The sequence below is a fragment of the Pantoea sp. X-Soil-TKNS-1211 genome, from assembly GCF_059730495.1.
Window position 1 is genome coordinate 151,569 of record NZ_AP035953.1, and the last position, 17,072, is coordinate 168,640.

The 17,072-nt window shown below is 56.7% G+C and carries 10 protein-coding genes; 5 read left to right on the forward strand and 5 right to left on the reverse strand.

The window, feature by feature from the left end:
- Positions 1-2: 2 nt before the first annotated feature.
- Entirely contained in the window at positions 3-1,010 is a 1,008-nt protein-coding gene (locus tag AC6I8W_RS00680) for a family 8 glycosyl hydrolase (protein WP_497836572.1), read from the forward strand.
- A 638-nt stretch (positions 1,011-1,648) separates the two neighbouring features.
- Here AC6I8W_RS00680 and bcsC read toward each other — a convergent pair.
- The 5 genes from bcsC to bcsR are packed head-to-tail and all read right to left on the reverse strand — an operon-like array spanning position 1,649 to position 10,884.
- A complete protein-coding gene (gene bcsC / locus AC6I8W_RS00685; RefSeq protein ID WP_497836573.1) occupies positions 1,649-5,047 on the reverse strand; it encodes a cellulose synthase complex outer membrane protein BcsC in 3,399 nt (1,132 codons plus the stop codon).
- Positions 5,040-7,337 (reverse strand): cellulose biosynthesis cyclic di-GMP-binding regulatory protein BcsB, encoded by a 2,298-nt coding sequence (bcsB, locus tag AC6I8W_RS00690; RefSeq protein ID WP_497836574.1) that lies wholly within the window; start codon positions 7,335-7,337, stop codon positions 5,040-5,042. Before bcsB ends, bcsC begins: the two co-directional genes overlap by 8 nt.
- Positions 7,338-7,352: 15 nt before the next feature.
- Positions 7,353-9,962 carry a UDP-forming cellulose synthase catalytic subunit gene (bcsA, locus tag AC6I8W_RS00695; RefSeq protein WP_497836575.1) on the reverse strand — a complete coding sequence of 870 codons (2,610 nt, stop codon included), beginning with the start codon at positions 9,960-9,962 and terminating at the stop codon, positions 7,353-7,355.
- Positions 9,959-10,690: a cellulose biosynthesis protein BcsQ gene (gene bcsQ / locus AC6I8W_RS00700; protein WP_497836576.1), complete on the reverse strand. Its 732-nt coding sequence runs from the start codon at positions 10,688-10,690 to the stop codon at positions 9,959-9,961. The genes bcsA and bcsQ overlap by 4 nt, the downstream gene beginning before the upstream one ends.
- Positions 10,690-10,884 carry a cellulose biosynthesis protein BcsR gene (gene bcsR, locus AC6I8W_RS00705; RefSeq protein WP_497836577.1) on the reverse strand — a complete coding sequence of 65 codons (195 nt, stop codon included), beginning with the start codon at positions 10,882-10,884 and terminating at the stop codon, positions 10,690-10,692. Before bcsR ends, bcsQ begins: the two co-directional genes overlap by 1 nt.
- A gap of 322 nt (positions 10,885-11,206) precedes the next feature.
- Here bcsR and bcsE point away from each other — a divergent pair, with 322 nt between their 5' ends.
- The 4 genes from bcsE (at position 11,207) to hmsP (ending at position 16,849) form a co-directional block, all read left to right on the forward strand.
- Entirely contained in the window at positions 11,207-12,754 is a 1,548-nt protein-coding gene (bcsE, locus tag AC6I8W_RS00710; protein ID WP_497836578.1) for a cellulose biosynthesis protein BcsE, read from the forward strand.
- Positions 12,754-12,942, forward strand: a complete 189-nt coding sequence (bcsF, locus tag AC6I8W_RS00715; protein ID WP_497836579.1) for a cellulose biosynthesis protein BcsF — start codon at positions 12,754-12,756, stop codon at positions 12,940-12,942. The genes bcsE and bcsF overlap by 1 nt, the downstream gene beginning before the upstream one ends.
- Positions 12,942-14,597 carry a cellulose biosynthesis protein BcsG gene (gene bcsG, locus AC6I8W_RS00720; protein ID WP_497836580.1) on the forward strand — a complete coding sequence of 552 codons (1,656 nt, stop codon included), beginning with the start codon at positions 12,942-12,944 and terminating at the stop codon, positions 14,595-14,597. Before bcsF ends, bcsG begins: the two co-directional genes overlap by 1 nt.
- 239 nt (positions 14,598-14,836) lie before the next feature.
- Complete coding sequence (gene hmsP, locus AC6I8W_RS00725) at positions 14,837-16,849, forward strand: biofilm formation regulator HmsP (protein WP_497838080.1); 2,013 nt, start codon at positions 14,837-14,839, stop codon at positions 16,847-16,849.
- Positions 16,850-17,072: the final 223 nt, after the last annotated feature.

The following is a 17,072-nucleotide window of genomic DNA, read 5'->3' on the forward strand; positions in this document are numbered from 1 at the left end:
AGATGAGTGTTAAGCCGTTCTGGCGTCAATGGATACTCTGTTTCATGGTGATGTTTTTTAGCGCCCAGGCGGCCGCAAATGGCTGGAGTACCTTTAAAAGTCGCTTTATGAGCAGCGATGGTCGTATCAGCGATACGGCCAACAACAACGTCAGCCATACCGAAGGTCAGGGTTACGGCATGTTGCTGGCGGTGGCGAATGACGATCGCCCCACCTTTGATAAACTGTGGCAATGGACGCAGACGCATCTGCGCAATCCGCAAAATGATCTGTTTTACTGGCGCTACACTCCCGGTGCGACTGATCCCATCGCTGACAAAAATAACGCGTCGGATGGTGATGTCCTGATTGCCTGGGCGTTGCAGCGTGGGGCGCAGAAGTGGTCCTCCAACAGCTACCAGCAGGCGTCGGATCGTATCCAGCGCGCAATTGTGAAGCTCAATGTGATCACCTATGCCGGGCATACCGTGATGCTGCCGGGCGTGCAGGGTTTCAACAAAACCAGTTTTATCGTGCTCAATCCGTCCTATTTTCTGTTCCCCGCCTGGCGTGAGTTTGCGCAGCACAGCCATTTGCGCGTCTGGAATCAGTTGATTGATGATGGCATGGACCTGTTGGGCGATATGCATTTCGGTAAAAGTGGTTTGCCGCTCGATTGGGTGGCGCTGAATGCCGACGGTTCGGTGGCACCTGCGGTGGGGTATTCCAATCGCTTTAGCTATGACGCGATTCGTATCCCGCTGAATATCTGGTGGTACGACCCGCAAAGCCTGCGTCTGGTGCCGTATCAGCGTGTCTGGCAGGGATATGGACGTTTAACCACTCCGGCATGGTTTGATGTGCTGGCGAATACGCCTGCACCTTATAACCTCGATGGCGGGTTGCTGGCGATTCGTGATTTGACGCTGAGTGAGACGGGGTATCTGAGTGACCGGCTGGCACCGGATCAGAACTACTTCTCGGCCAGTTTGCAGTTGCTGACCTGGATGGCATATCAGGAAAGGCGCTGATCTAGCGAGGCGTTTTGTTGGTATTTGAGCGGTTTCGTTCGCCACAGGCTGATGCAGTTTCAGTTCGCCGGTGCGGCGACCGAGCAAAGGGTGCCTGGCCGCACCCTTTGCAATCCCGGGCCTCGCGCCAGCCTCCCTCGCCGCTGCGCGGTGCCTTCGCTCATTCACGCTGCCGACGGACCGGCGTCGATTCGCTCCTGCTCAACGCCGCCTTTCGCCGCATCCATGCGGCTCATCCTGGCAGCATTCATTCGCTCAGCGAGTCCGGATGGCGCCCCACCCACCGCTGCACAACCTGTGCTTATCAGTCTCTTTCTTTTGGCTTTTGGCTTTTTTGTTTTTCTACGATCTGACAGGCGGTGGGGTGGGCGGCATCCGCAGCGCCGAGCGCAGAGGGAAGGCCAGGCCGAGCCGCATGGATGCGGCGAGAGAGCGGAATGAGCCAGGGATGGCGAATCCGCGCGTGCCGTGCGGCCTGAGTGATAAGCGAGGGTACAGCGCTATGCGCTGCGCGAGGACGCCGCAGGGCGCGGATTGCAAAGGTCCGCGCCTTCGGACCTTTGCCCGTCCGCCTGCACGTTGCAGCTGAAACTGCCTAATGTCTGGCGGGCGGAACCTTCTCAGATCCAGACCGCTCATCATTTAAAATCCGCATACGGAATCAGCGGTTGCGGTGGCATATCCATATCACCGTTCCAGCCCGCCATCGAATAGCGTACATACAACAAGCCGTGACTTGGGGTGTAATCTTTCGCCTGCTGAATATCCATCGCCAGCCCGACGAACCAATGTGGTGTTAAGCGCCGTTCCACGATCGCCTGCAAGGTATAACCCACGCCACTGCTGGAGCTGCTGTTCGAATAAGGGTTCGACGCCAGTTCAAACCCCGGATTGACCGGATAACGCTGCTGCGCATCAGTTTTGGAATGCGACCAGGAAACCGAACCGCCCAAATCATAGGACCAGTTTTCCGTACGCTGCCGCCAGGTTACCGGCACCGAGAACGACAGATATTGCTGCGGGCTGTAGTAACCACCCTGCCCGAAGGTGTAATCGCTTAAATCCTTCTGGTAGTGCCACAGCATACTGTTTAGACCGATGGTGGCGCGGCGGTTGTCTTCGTTGATCAGCTTGTAGTAGTAACCCGCCATCAAACGTTCACGGGTGTTATCCGCGACGTTTTCCCCGGTCAGCTGATGGGCGCTGAGATCTGCCCAGACGCCATGCGCGCCGCCCTGATCGTAACTCAAACCCAATGAACCGCCGGTGGCAACCACGCCACCCCAGGTTTTGCCGCCGTTGGTGGCAGGATCGCGTGCGCCAGCAAAGGCCAGCAGCGAGCTGGAAATCGGGCGACGGGAAGCGGTCAGCGTCATGCCGATGTCATCCACATCGGTTTTCCAGCTCAGGCCGCCCACCCAGTTGGTGACTTCAAAGCCCAGCGGTGTGGTGCCGATATCGCCAGACCAGCGATCGTTATGCCAGCCCACGCCAATCGACGTCCCCTCGTCGCGCTGGGTGAAATCACGGCTACAGCCGCCGGAGTTGGCATCGTTACAGCTGCCGAAGCGATCGTTGTGGCTGCCGTTTTCGGTGGCAAAGGTGCCCGCCGATACCAGCACATGATCGACGCGGACAAAACTGCGGCCATCGGCCAGCGGCGTTTCCGCCTGCATCATGGTGGTGTGCGCGGTGAAATCCGAACGGCCACCAGTGCCCTTGTCGCGCGAGTAATCCTGCTCCAGCGTGACGGTGGTGTCCTGCTGACGATAAAGGTCGGCCGCGTCGCTGCGAATACCGCGCTTCAACCAGTCATCCTGCGGCTGGTTGCGGGTCAGGTAAGTGTAGCTGTCGTTATCCTGCGGCACGGTTGCGCTGATGCCGCTAGCGGACATTGCCAGCCGGTAATCCTGCTGTGCCTGGGTTGGCTGGCGTAACTGGGTCTCCAGCCGTGCCGCATCGCGATACACCAACGCTTTACTTTGCGAAGGCGCTTGCTGGGTGGCGCGAGTTTTTAGCGCGTTAAACAGCTGCTGCGCCCGCGCGTTGTCGCCGCTGTTTTGCCAGGCGAGCGCCACCCGACGACCGCTGTTGATGCTTTCCTCCGCCACGCTATCCGGCAAGGTTTGTAGCGCCTGGCGTGCTTCCTGCGGGCGCTTTAACGCAATCAGGGCTTCGATACGACCGAGTGCCGCGTCGTTATTGTGTGCGTCCTGTTTGAGCACTTGCTGGTAACCCGCCAGCGCGCTGCGCGCATCACCACGCTCCAGCGCCCAGTCGGCCAGCGTGATGTCACGGCGAGGCGAGGCAGGCTGCTGCTGTAATAACGCTATCGCTGCCGCTTCGTCGCCGCCGTCGCGCAGCGCATTGGCGCGGGTGAAGACTTTCTGCTGATTCAGCCGATCGGCCAGTTCATGCATGTTGTCATCCCAACGTGACTGCGGCAGGCGATTAAGTGCTGCCAGAGCTGCATCATCCTCATCCCCGGATGATAGCCACAGCGCCCAGGCGTACAACGTCCCCGGGTCCTGCGGATGCTGGCGCACCATGTTGTTCATCACCTCCCGCCCCCCGGCTCCATCACCGCTGTTGCGTAACGCACCAGCCAGTCGGTATGACAGCCAGATATCGTCAGGCGTTTCCTGGGCTGCCTGACGATATTTCACTACCGCCTGATGCCATTGCCCTTGCTCGGCCAGTGTATCGGCTTCGGCGCGCAGCTGGTTGATGCGCAATGACGTCAGGCGGCGCACTGCTGTGGTATTGCTGCGATCAATATGCAGCGCCAGTTGCCAGTAGCGTTTGGCCTGAGCTTCGTCATGGCGCGCCTGCGCCACGTCGCCGAGGCCAATCAGCGCCCAACTGTCACGATTATCAATCACCTGGGCGTTGAGATACTGACGTTCCGCCCCGTTGAGATCGCCTTTCTTCAGCGCATTATCGCCGTTGTTGATCGCCAGCCAGTAGCGGTTGGTTTGCAGCAGCGATTGCCATTTCCCCACCTGGGTACTGGCCTGACCGTGTTTGATGGCCTTTTCTAACCACATAATGGCCGCAGCACGGTTGTTGGCGCGCGCCTGAGCCTGGCCCATCGCCCCCATCAGTTCGGCATCATCAGGCGTGGCTTTCAGCGCTGCGCTGAGGGAGGCAATCGCCCCGGCACCGCCCCCGGCATCCACCAGCGCCAGCCCGCGCATACGTTGGCGATATGCTGGGTCGGCCAGCAATTTTTGCTGGCGTGCCAACTCCTCCTGCCCACGCTGCTGCGCGTCGCCGGAGGTAAACACGGTGAGATATTGCTTCAGGCTGGCGACGCTACGGTCACTAACCGGTTGATTCTGAATCTGTTGCAGCCAAAGTTCGGACGCGGCATCTCGGCCACCATCACGTCTGGCGAGGCTGCGCAGTTGCATCAGCGCTTCGGCCGGTTGATTGTTATCAAAGGCCATGCGCGCCAGTTGCAGCTCCACGCCAATATTGCCGGGATAGCGTTTTTCCAGCGCCTGTAGCTGGCGGTACGCCGTCTGCTGCTGAGCGGGCAGACGCGCCACCAGTTGCCAGTATTCCAGCTCGGTGTTCACATCCGGGAACACGCCATGAAACAGCGCGTCCCAGGCGTCTTTTGCTTCCGCTATGTGACCTGCGGCGGCCAGCAGCCGCGCTTGCTGCAACTGTTGGCGGCCGTCAGCGGACATCAGCTTCAGGCCTGCTGCGGATTCATGGGCGGCGGCGGATTGCGGAGCCACACGTTTCAGCTCATCCAACAGCTGCTGGGCTTTGGTCTGATCGCCCTGACGCAGCGCCATACGGATTTGCGCCGCCAGCACCTGCGGGTTGTCAGGGTCGATTTTTTCCAGCCGGTAGAGCGATTGCTGCACCAGATCATACTTGTTGGTCGATTCGCCGGTACGGATCTGCATTAGCAGCCATTCGACCGGCGAAACCTGCGGACCGGTGGGGGCGGCGACCGATCCCGCCAGCATCCCCAGCGTGCTGCTGAGCAGCAGCCCGAACCGCAGTGCGCGTGCTTTATTCATCGTCTTCGTCTTCGGCCAGACGGCGGCGGCTCACCATGCGCATCAGACGCCATGCCATCAGGGCAAACAGCACCACCACCAGCGTCGCGCACACCGCCAGCCACACCGGATGGGTCGCCAGCATATTCCACAGACGCTCCCACCACGGCAGATGGCCGACAAAATAAGTATCGCCGACGCGCAGGCTGTAGACGCCCGACTCACGGATAATCGAGGCGGAGCCGAAAATCGCCGCGCGTTTGCCGGTGTCCTGCATCGCGTTGTTGAGCAGATCCCAACCGCGTGGGCTGTCGGCCAGCAGGGCCACCACGCTGCGCTGATCAAAGAACGGTGACTGGAAGCCGACAATCACCCCCAGCGGGCCGCGCGAGCTGATGGTGGTTTGGCTTTCGACGGCGCGATCGCTGGCGGAGACCGGGATGTTAGGTGCAGCGACCGGGCGTGCCGGTTTGTTGAGCCAGCTGCGAGCGGCATCGACCAGCGCATCGATCTTGCGGTCATCCTGGAGATCGGTCGGAATGCTGCCGATCATCAGCAGATCGGCATCGCTGCTTTTGGCTTTGCTCCAGTCGTCGCTCATCTGTACGCGCAGCGCCGGATAGCCGGTCTGTGCGCCGATGCTGCCAAGCGCATTCAGCAGGGTGGTGACTTCGTTGTTACTCGGTTTGGGTTGCACCAAAACCAGCGACTGCGCCAGGTCGGCATAGCGGCTGTAAGGGAAACCGGCGTTGGCGTATGCCGCCAGCGATGGCATTTCGATGTAGTGGCGATAGCCGGAGAAATCGATGCTGGAGTGATCGTCAATCACCACGTGGTGACCCACGGCGGTGACGGTTTCGCATCGGCCATCGGCGGTGCCGCCAATAAAGGTGTTGGCGTAGTCGAAGTCAAAGCGTAGCTGGTTCACCACGCCGAGACGCAGCGCCGGAATGGTCAGTTGACGGCTGCTGTCCTGCAAGCCCTGGAGCAGCGGGATATGCAATAGCTGCTTGCCACCTGTGTCCTTCGGCATCAGCGGGTAATCCTGCATAAACTGATTATTCAGATGCACCGCCAGGCGCGAGCCATCCTGCTGAATCGGCGAGGTGTAGCGATAAATCAGGTCCATATCGATGCCGCGTGCACGTACCAGGAACAGGTCTGGCGGCAGGTTGAGCGTCAGAGCAATGGGGTTGGGTTGCAGGCCGTCGGATTGCAATTGGTTCTGGTACTGCGTCAGTTCGGCAAAACTGGTACGGCGGTCGGTGCGCACCCAGTTTGGTGCATCGTACGCTTTACGCGGTGCCAGTAATTTGACGTCATCGACCGTCGAAGTATCACCGCGCAGCAACAGTTCACCCTGAGCAATGCCCTCGACGGCGGTCAGCAAATCTTTGTCGTCACGACCGAGGATCAGCAGCATCTTCTCATACGGGTTGTCCGGCTGGCTGACCATCATCACCGTCGGTTTTTGCACCGGCGGCATCTCTTTCAGGAAATCAGGCCGTTGATCGTTAGTGGCAAACACCACCGCGTGCTGTTCTTTCGGCAACTGGTTATACAGCACCGGGAAGGTTTGACCGCGCCATTGCGCCTTGCTGCCAAAATAAGACGCGAGAATCGCAGCGGCACGCTGTTGTTGCAGATTGGGTGCCGTGCTGAACACCATCGGCAGTTGCAGCGGACGGCTGTCGCGGCTGTCGAAGAAGGGTTCCGGAAAGTGCGACAGATCGTTTTTCAGCGGCAGTTTTTGCAGCGTCAGGTCGAGCTGGCTCTCTTTGCCGATATCCAGCCAGATGGTGCTGTTGGCCGGGTTTTCACACACGTTAGCGTAATGGCCGACCAGCTCCAGCCGCACGCGGTTGAAGTCGGTGATAAAGCGCGGATCGATCGCCAGCTGAGTTTGATTCTCTTTGCCGAGCTGATCGGCGGTAATGGTGATCAGGCTGACCAGTTCATCGTTGAGATAGACCTTAAGCTGTGACAGCGTTGGGATCAACGCCGGTGACGGACGATAGTTGAGGGTCAGCAGCGCGCGTGTCACCACTTCATCACTACGCACGCCAAACTCAATCTGACCGGTTGGCCCAGTGCCGCGCAACGTCATGCTGCCCGGTGGTGGTGCGACCTGGTTAAACAGCAACTGGCTGGCGCGCAGCGGTGCACCAGGCAACAACTGGTCGCTCAGCACCGGCAGTGGACTTTGTGCCGCCGCCTGAGGCGCTACCGGAGCATCAGGTTGCAGGGCGGCCTGCGCCAGCGTGGCGGTACTCAGCAGCAGGGCGGTGAACCAACTCAGTTTTCTTGTCATGGTCATATCATCAACTTAATGAGTGTTTTCTGTTTTCACGCGGCCAGGCTGTTGCGGCAGCAGTGATGCCAGCCAGCTCACCAGGGTAGTGAGCAGACTGAATAAACGGCGCAGCGGGCGCGGGCCGTACTCCGCCAGACGCAGATAGCCTTTAAAGCCCAGCACCATAATGTCGGCGAGGCTTTGTACCGGTTTGTCTTCCGGGAAACCGTCCTGCCACAGCGCCCAGGTATCGGCGCGGGCAAAGGTACATTGAATAAATTCAATGTGTTGTTCAGTGGAAAGCTGATGCAGGCGAATACCGGCGCGGCGGCCAAATACGCGCTGTACCTGGCAGGGGAAACTGAACTCCTGCTGACCACGGCGCAGCAGCAGCCACACTGGCTCATCTTCTTGCAGCGCATCCGGCTCGCGTAATTCCACGCCGACACCACCGTCCGAGTAGTCGCGCAGCGTGCATGGCACCATATGGCCATCCTCGCGTGCAATGGCTGCGGGCATGGCGATCTCGACACGATGCGCTTCACGAATCTGCCGCGCCTCTACCGATACCGCCACCGCACCACCGAGGATGATCATGTTATAAATCACCCAAATCAGGCTGACCCAGATGGTGAGGATTTCATTGGACGGGCCGTAAGCCATACGCCAGAAGGCCATCACAATCCCCGCCAGATTTAGCAGTACCAGGAACATGTAGGGTTTGGTGATCACCCAATCGAGATGGCGTTTCTCCACCAGGCCACCCTTGGCGGTGACGTTGAATTTGCCTTTGTGCGGATTGAACAGCGCCACCGTGGTCGGGCGGGCGATATACCACGCCAGCACCGTCTCATACACTTCACTCCAGAAAGAGTGACGCCAGCGCCCCTGGATGCGTGAGTTGGTCAGGCTGGTGTGCAGCATATGTGGCAACACATAAATGGCGATCGCCAGTGCCGGGGCATAGATGATGTAGGCATGGCATAGCAGGAAAGCCAGCGGTGCCAGCAGGAAGATCAGCCGGGGAATCCCGGCGAGAAAGTGCAGCATGGCGTTGGCGTAACACAGGCGCTGCACCAGCTTTAAGCCTTTGCCAAACAGCGGGTTATCCAGACGGAAAATCTGCACCATACCGCGCGCCCAACGGATGCGCTGGCCGATATGCGCCGACAGGCTTTCGGTCGCCAGACCTGCTGCCTGCGGGATGCGGATATAGGCCGAGGTGTAGCCGCGACGGTGCAGGCGCAACGAGGTGTGCGCATCTTCCGTTACGGTTTCCACGGCGATGCCGCCAATCTCATCCAGCGCGGTGCGGCGCAATACGGCACAGGAACCGCAGAAAAACGCTGCATCCCAGGTGTCGTTGCCATCCTGCACCAGGCCGTAGAACAGCGAGCCTTCGTTTGGCGTCTGGCGGAAGCGCCCGAGGTTGCGCTCGAAGGGATCGGGCGAGAAAAAGTGGTGCGGTGTCTGCAACATCGCCAGCTGTTTATCTTTCAGGAACCAGCCCATGGTCATTTGCAGAAACGAACGGGTCGGCACGTGATCACAGTCGAAAATCGCCACATATTCGCTCTGACAACGGGTTTGCAGCGCATGGTTGATATTGCCCGCTTTGGCGTGTTCATGGGTCGGGCGTACCACATACTGCACGCCGACGCTGGCGGCAAACTCACGGAACTCGTCGCGCGTGCCGTCATCCAGAATATAGATATTCAGCTTATCGCGCGGCCAGTCGATGCCCATAGCCGCGTAGATGGTGGGTTTCACCACGCTGAGCGGTTCGTTATAGGTCGGCACCAGAATATCGACGCTCGGCCAGACGGTGATCTCGTCAGGCATCGACAGCGGATGGCGGTTGAGAGGCCACAGTGTCTGGAAATAGCCCAGCACCAGCACCGTCCAGGAGTAGGTTTCTGCGCCAATCAGCAGCAGGCCGAAGGCGAGGCTAACCGGGTCGTCCCAATTGAGGGTTTCGGTATAGCGCCACCACAGGTAACGGCAGGAAACGGTCAGCGACAGCACAATCAGCATGATGGTGGAGAGTCGTCCCGGCACGCGGCGCACCAGCATCGCCAGGCTCCACAGCAGCAGCACGAAGAAAAACTGCGTCATGATGCCAAACGGCTGGGAGATGCACAGCAGTGCCAGCAGACTGGCGGCAATGGCGGCAACGATAAACAGCAGCTGGCGTGCGCGTGGAGGTAAACGTTGCAGGCGTTGCTCACTGCGCCGGATGACGCCACGTTTTTTCAGCTGCAATGGCAGCGCACCCAGCCATTGATAGAACTGCTGACGCCAGCGAAACAGCGGCTTAAAGGCGTTATTGAAGCGTTTACGTTCACTGCGTTCGCTTTCGTCGAGCGGCAATATCAACAACAGCCACAGGCTTTGTAGCGCATAGCGCAGGACATCGAGCGGGCGCGGGCGTTGCAGGGAGATTTGCGGATAGTAACGCTGGCGTTGTTGCAGGATGCGTTGCCAGCCCGGGGTCTCGAGGCGTAGCAGTGACCAGGCAAGGATGCACCAGATGAGATGCAGGACAATGGTCGGCCAGGCGGCTCCATGCCGACGCGCCAGACGGGCGCGTTGTTGCAATGCCTGCCATGCCTGCGGGATTAACAGCCAGCGCAGTGGATTCATTTTCCTGCCCCGGCCACATTGAGCAGTAGCCAGTTTGCCAGGGTATTCACCTCTTCACTGGCAAGGGCGTGCGGGCGATATTCACCCAGAGGTTGTTTCATCATCAGTGCTTCCGCCAGTGCTTCATCCCGATGAATCACCTGGGGAATCAGGTTGCGCAGCGAGCTAATCCACAACTGATGCAGATCCTGTTGCAGTTTACTGTTGGCGTTGAACTGGTTGATCAAAAACAGCGTGTGCGGCAAAAAACGTGGGTGATGCAGACGCAGTTGGCAGTTGGCATCGGGGGTCAATACCTGAATGACCTGGTCAGCGCTGCGCAGGAATGGCAGATGCCAGGGCGACACATCTGCCGGTAAATCCAGGATCAACCAACGGTATTGAGATTTGAGCGCAGCGAAAGCATTAAGTAACGGTTCAGCAAATTTTTCGTCGAAACAACGAATGCTTAACGCCTGCTGATGGGTTATTGCGCCAAAAGGTAAGAAATCTAACCCCGGCCGGTAACGTTGCGCGGTCTGCTGCCACGGCTGTTGATTGAGCAGGGCGGACATCCATCCAGCCTCATGATCCACCGCCAGGTTGAAGTGGGTAGACAGTTGATTGGCTGGGGAAAAATCGAGTATCAGCACCGATTCCTGTAAGGCATTCAGCGCCCATCCGAGCGCTGCGCAGAGCGCAGTGGCACCACAGCCGCCGCGCAGTCCCTGAAGAGCAATGACCGGCATTAGCGTTCAGACTCCTGAGCGGCGGATAATTCCTGCAAAAGCGGCCAGCTCGAGAAAATAGTATTCAGGCGCTCTTCACGGGCGATATCAATGTAGCGAAACGCCTTCAATGAAAAGGCCTCACTTAAGGTATTAATGTCATCCTGTTCTTCACGGGTTCGTGATTCCAGCGAAAAGGCATTTTCTGTTTTCATTACTTTTTTGCCAGCTAAAAATGACAATCGAGAGATTACGATTATTTTTATTGATATAAGTTTAACGTCGACGAAAACGATAAACACCGGCACAGATCAATGTGGTTTGCGTTATACCTGTCATACTTCAAGGTGCAGGTGTGTTGACTGCGCTCATTCACCCCAGTCACTTACTTTAGTAAGCTCCTGGGGATTCATTCTCTTGCCGCATTCCTGCATCTCGAAGTATTTAGGGTATAGTCGAATGTTTTTTTATTTCAGCAGTTCCAATCGTCGCCGTCTATAATAAACTAGCCTGGATTGTACAGATCGCGAATCAAATATGAAAAATCACTATGCGCTCGGCCTGCAACGGGTTCAACAGGAATTAATTACACTGCAAACGCCAGGTCTTTACTGGATAACCTGCCAGCGGCAGGAGGATGCGCGATCGTTTCTGCGTCAGGTGATAAGTCAGCAACAGGCTGTAACACTGATTAGCTCAGACGAAAAACCGCAGCTATTGCTCACCCCCGATCCGCCCGGCGGACCGGTACGTATCCCTTTATTTTCTTTGCCGGCCAATAAACTCTCGTTGCAACAACTGCAAGGGGATTTTGCGCGTGTAATGAATAAGCGAAGTGGTCTGGTGTTGTTTTATAGTAACGCAGCACATTGGGTTAAATTATCGCAGGAAGAACTGGCGATTTGGCTGAAGCGGATGCGTCGTCAATTAATTGAAAAAAACATGACGCTGCTGATGATAACTTCTGGTACATCAATAATTAACCTGCGGAATTATCTCCAGCGTTATTTTCGCCAGATTGATGGTCTCGCACATTTAGATTATCAACAGGATAGCTGGCAATATCGCATCAACTGGTGGTATTCCGCTGACCAACTGTTGGCTGACCGCGCGATTCGACTGCGTTTTGTCGAAAACCAGTTTATTGCCGCCAGTGAAGACGAGCAAAATATTCCGCTTAGTTTGAATGATGAGAACCAATTTCTTGCCGAGCAGAGCGTGCTGGAAGGCGCGCCCCCTTTTTCCGTGCAGTGGCAATTATTTAGCGATAATGATGGGGTGTTTTCCCGCGCACAACAGGCCAATGCGGCTACGGTGATCTTTAGCCTCGCCAATAACCATGATATCGACGCGCTGGCGAAAATGGTTCACAGCCTGCGACGCTCACGCGGTAACGCCTTGAAGATAGTGGTACGCGAGATGAATACCAGCCTGCGTTACAGCGATGAACGTCTGTTGCTGGCCTGTGGCATCAATGCCATTGTGCCCACGGCGGCGACGCTGTCGCGATTTCTTACCACGCTGGAGGGCATTCAGGGCCAGCAGTTTACTCGCCACGTGCCCGCGGATTTGCCTGCGTTGATGCAGGCCTTGCAACCGTTGCAACTGCGCGGTTTTCTGCCATTGAATGCTTTCTGTGGCGCGGTGCAGACGCTAATGAAAAACACGCTGCTACCGGAAAACGATAAAGGCCTGATGGTGGCGCTGCGTCCGGTGCCGCAGCTAAAACCGGAACAGGTGCTGACGTTATGTAAGCCTCGCCGTTTCGGGGATCTGGTGACGCAGCTGGATGATCGTCTCTATCTGTTCCTCTCCTCCTGCCGGTTTAACGATTTGGACATTGCGCTGAAATCCATCTTCTCACTGCCGCATGACGAGTTGTTCAGCAATCGCATGGTGTGGTTCGAAGACAACCAGATTGTGTCTGAAGTGAATAAAATCAGCCAACTGACCCCGGTGACACACCATGATTTACCGGTGGAACCCGTGACCCTGGCCGCAACGGCACCGCCCCCGACAGCGCATGAACGTGCCGCACAGCTTCCTCAGCCGATCACCCTGGACATTGATGGAGCGCAGCCCTGATGACGCTAATGGATTGGGTGCAGGTCATCATCCTGCTACTACTGATTTTGCTATTTCTCAAATCCCTGTTGGTCCGCTGGCTGCCGCGCAGCAGCAACAGCCTGCTGATGAGCCTGCTTCCGGCGCGTGCGCTGAAGTCCGAGGGTGTCTGGCAACGGAATACGACGAAAACGGATAAAAAATCGTAATGAGCGATAAAAAATCTTCGGCCAGCGGCTGGTCGCTGCATGGCTCCTGGTGGCGTGGCCTTGGCGGCTGGAACTTTTACTTTCTGCTCAAGTTTGGGTTGCTGTGGTATGGCTACCTGAACTTTCACGCCCTGAGCAATCTGGTGTTTCTCGCCTGGCTGCTGCTCCCGCTGCCATCGCTGCGCTGGCATCGTCTGCGCAATTGGGTGTCGCTACCAATTGGTTTTGGCCTGTTCTGGCACGATACCTGGCTGCCAGGTCTTAGCTCGATTCTCAGCCAGGGTGACCAGGTCGCGGGATTCTCTGCCGCTTATCTGCTGGATTTGACCGATCGCTTTATCAACTGGGAGATGATCGGGGCCGCCTTTGTGCTGCTGGTGCTGTATCTGTTTGTTGCACAATGGATTCGTATCACGGTGTTGGTGTCACTGCTGTTGATTTGGCTGAATATTGTCACGATTGCCGGGCCTTCCTTTAATATACTGCCGGGCAAAGCCGCGACGCCGGAAGTGGTGTTAAATGAGCAGCCTGCGGTGGCCGGTAAAACGCCGGATGCGCTCGATCAATCGGCGGCTCCCACCAGTGCCAACCTTACCGCGTGGCTCAACCGTTTTTATGACAGCGAGCGGCAGCGCGTGACCCATTTCCCGGATAGTCTGCCTGGTGATTCGCAGCCATTCGATATTTTGGTGCTGAATATTTGTTCGCTGTCCTGGTCGGATCTGGATGTGGCGCAGCTGCGCAATCATCCGTTGTGGCACCACTTCGATATCATGCTGAATAACTACAATTCGGCCACCGGTTACAGTGGTCCGGCAGGAATTCGCCTGTTGCGCGCCAGCTGTGGGCAGACCTCGCACAGCGATCTGTATAAGCCTGCGGATCAGCGATGCTATCTGTTTGATAATCTTGCAAAGCTTGGCTTTAAACAGGAGCTGGTGATGGATCACAACGGCGTCTTCGGCAACTATCTGAAGGAGATGCGCGAAGACGGCAATATCCAGGCACCGTTAATGTCACAGGCCGGTATCGCGCCGGAACTGACTTCGTTTGACAGCTCGCCGATCTACAACGACGGTCAGTTATTGCAGCGTTGGCTGGATGAGCGCAGCAAAAGTAACGATGCGCGTAGCGCCACCTTCTATAACCTGATTCCATTGCATGACGGTGTCCGTGAGCTGGGCAGTACGCGTACGGCTGCCTGGCAACCGCGCGCCAAGATGTTGTTTGATCAGCTCGATACCTTCCTGACCAATCTGGAGAAATCGGGCCGGCGCGTGATGGTGGTGGTGGTGCCGGAGCATGGCGCGGCATTGCAGGGCGATAAGATGCAGATGTCTGGCCTGCGCGATATCCCCAGTCCGTCGATTACCCATGTCCCCGTCGGCATCAGCTTTATCGGTATGAAGGCACCGCATCAGGGCCAGCCGCTGACCATCGATACGCCGACCAGTATGCAGGCGCTTTCCGAGATCATTTCACGGGTGGTGGATGGCCAGGTGTTCAATGCGCCGAACGTGAATATGTCCGCGTTGACCGATAATCTGCCGCAAACGCCGGTGGTGTCGGAGAATGATAACGCGGTGGTGATGATGTATCAGGGCAAACCCTGGATTCGCTTGAATGGCGGCGATTGGGTGGCCTATCCGCAATAATTACTGGCACGACTCGTAGCGGCGCGATTTATCGCGCAGGTTTTTCAGGCATCGCGCACAATATTGCGCGATAAATCGCGCTGCTACGGATGTGCATTTATCCGAATAACGTTGTTTGATACCAGGCGAACCCTGGTTTTGCGACTTTCTCCCGGCGAAAAAAAACCGTGTTCTGGGATATACTTGCTGCGCATTTTCCTGTCTGATAACACGGCTTAGAGTTGCCAGGAGAGATTTTGTTGCGCGTCAGTCGTTCTTTAACGATAAAGCAGATGGCCACAGTCTCCACCGTGGCGTTAGTGACTATCTGTATTTTTATCGTCATCCAGCTATTTCATTTTGTGCAGCAGCGCAGGATAGACTACGCCCAGCAAATGGAAAATGTGGCGCATACCGTGCGTCAGCCGCTGTCGGAAGCGGTTTTGAAAGCCGATATTCCCCAGGCAGAACATATCCTTAACACCCTTAAACCGGCCGGTATTTTGTCGCGCGCGGATGTGGTGTTACCCAATGCATTCCAGGCACTGCATGCCGACTTTGAGGTCGAGAAGCCGGTGCCGGTGCTGGTGGCGCGTTTGTTTGAGTTACCGGTGCAAATTACGTTGCCGCTTTATTCCGTTGAGCGCACCGGGCTGCCAAAACCCATCGCTTATCTGGTACTACAGGCAGATTCATCAAGGGTGTATCAGTTTATCCTGAGTACGCTCTCCACCATGATAACCACCTATTTATTACTGGCGCTGATTTTGTCGGTATCGATAAGCTGGTGTATCAATCGGCTGGTGGTACATCCTTTACGCAATATCTCGCGTGATTTGCAGGAGTTGCCGCCGCAGGCCATCCTGACGCATAAATTGACGCTGCCAGAAAATCATCGCGATGATGAAATCGGTATGCTGATCCGCAGCTATAACCGTAACCAGCAGGTGCTGGAGTCGATTCATGATGAAATGAGCCGACTGACCACCCATTTTGCCGTGACCGACCTGCCCAATCGCACCCTGTTCCTGGCCCTGCTTGATCAGCATATCCATCACCGCCATCGCCACGACGCCTGGGGGGTGATGGTGATTCGTATTGAAACGCTACAGGAAGCCAATGGGGTGCTGAGCGACGATCAGCGCGATACCCTGATGCTGACGCTGGTGGAGAAAATCCGCAGCACTATCGACGATCATACTTTGCTGGCGCAAACCGGAGCGAGTGACTTTGCGTTGCTGATGAAGCGTGCGCACAACCCGTTCCGGGCGATGCGGCTGGCGCGCAACCTGATGCTGCGTATCAATCAGCCAGTCAATCTACAACAACTGCAACTACGCCCCAATGCCAGCATTGGTCTCGCGTTGCATGACGACACGCCAATTTCCGCCAGCGAGCAGCTCGATCGAGCGACTTCAGCGATGATGTCGGCACGCCATCAGGGCAAAAATCAGATCCTGTTTTTCGACCCGGCGCTGACCGAGCGGGCGCAAAAGCGTTTAACCCAGGAACATGATATTTTGCAGGGCTTGCAGGATGAGGAATTCGCGCTCTATCTGCAACCGCAAATCAATATGGCAACCGGCGAGCTGGCGGGGGCGGAAGCCTTGCTGCGCATGCGTCAGCCGGATGGCAGTTGGGGATTGTCGGAAGAGTTTATTGCCAGCGCGGAAGAGATTGGCGTGATTGCCTCGATTGGCCGCTGGGTGTTTGAAGAAGCGTGTCGCATCATTGCCGCCTGGCAGAAGCAGGGAATTAATATCCCGTTGAGCGTGAATATATCCGCGGTGCAGCTGCGTGATGCCAGCGTGGTCAGCCATTTGCAGGGGTTGCTGGAGCGGCATCGCATTACGCCAGGTAACTTCGTACTGGAAATCACTGAAACCGCCAAGATTGGTGATGCCGAACAGGCGATCGCATTGCTGCGGATGTTGCAGCAAACTGGCGTCGCGGTGGCGCTGGACGATTTCGGTATGGGTTACTCTAACCTGAACTATCTGCATCAGTTTAAAGCGTTACCGGTCAACAAGTTAAAGATGGATCGCAGCTTTGTTGCCGCTCTGCCGGATGATGACACTATGGTACGCATCGTGGCTGCCATCGCCGATATTATCCATCTTGATGTGATTGCTGAAGGGGTGGAAACCTCCGAGCAGCGAGACTGGCTGCTGGCGCGCGGTATTACTATCGGTCAGGGCTATTTGTACGCTGAAGCACTGCCGCTCAACGTCTTCAATCAACGCTGGCTTGACAAGCCATCACCCACCAAATAATCACCTGATTTATTGATTTTCCTTGCGAAATTGCATAACTCTCGCTTGCTGAAGCGTTTCAGTTCATAGTTAGAGTTTTGTAACTTTTGTAAGGAATGTAAGCCTATATTAATCAGGTTAACCGGATGTTATTTTCCCTGAAGTCGGCAGGGGCTTCCCGAATCCCGTAGCGGCGCGATTTTTCGCGCGGATTTTTCCATCAGCGCGTACGGAATTGCGCAAT

Coding starts and splice junctions, on each gene's coding strand:
- AC6I8W_RS00680 (WP_497836572.1), top strand. CDS start 3: ATGAGTGTTAAGCCGTTCTGGCGTCAATGGATACTCTGTTTCATGGTG.
- bcsC (WP_497836573.1), bottom strand. CDS start 5,047: ATGAATAAAGCACGCGCACTGCGGTTCGGGCTGCTGCTCAGCAGCACG.
- bcsB (WP_497836574.1), bottom strand. CDS start 7,337: ATGACAAGAAAACTGAGTTGGTTCACCGCCCTGCTGCTGAGTACCGCC.
- bcsA (WP_497836575.1), bottom strand. CDS start 9,962: ATGAATCCACTGCGCTGGCTGTTAATCCCGCAGGCATGGCAGGCATTG.
- bcsQ (WP_497836576.1), bottom strand. CDS start 10,690: ATGCCGGTCATTGCTCTTCAGGGACTGCGCGGCGGCTGTGGTGCCACT.
- bcsR (WP_497836577.1), bottom strand. CDS start 10,884: ATGAAAACAGAAAATGCCTTTTCGCTGGAATCACGAACCCGTGAAGAA.
- bcsE (WP_497836578.1), top strand. CDS start 11,207: ATGAAAAATCACTATGCGCTCGGCCTGCAACGGGTTCAACAGGAATTA.
- bcsF (WP_497836579.1), top strand. CDS start 12,754: ATGACGCTAATGGATTGGGTGCAGGTCATCATCCTGCTACTACTGATT.
- bcsG (WP_497836580.1), top strand. CDS start 12,942: ATGAGCGATAAAAAATCTTCGGCCAGCGGCTGGTCGCTGCATGGCTCC.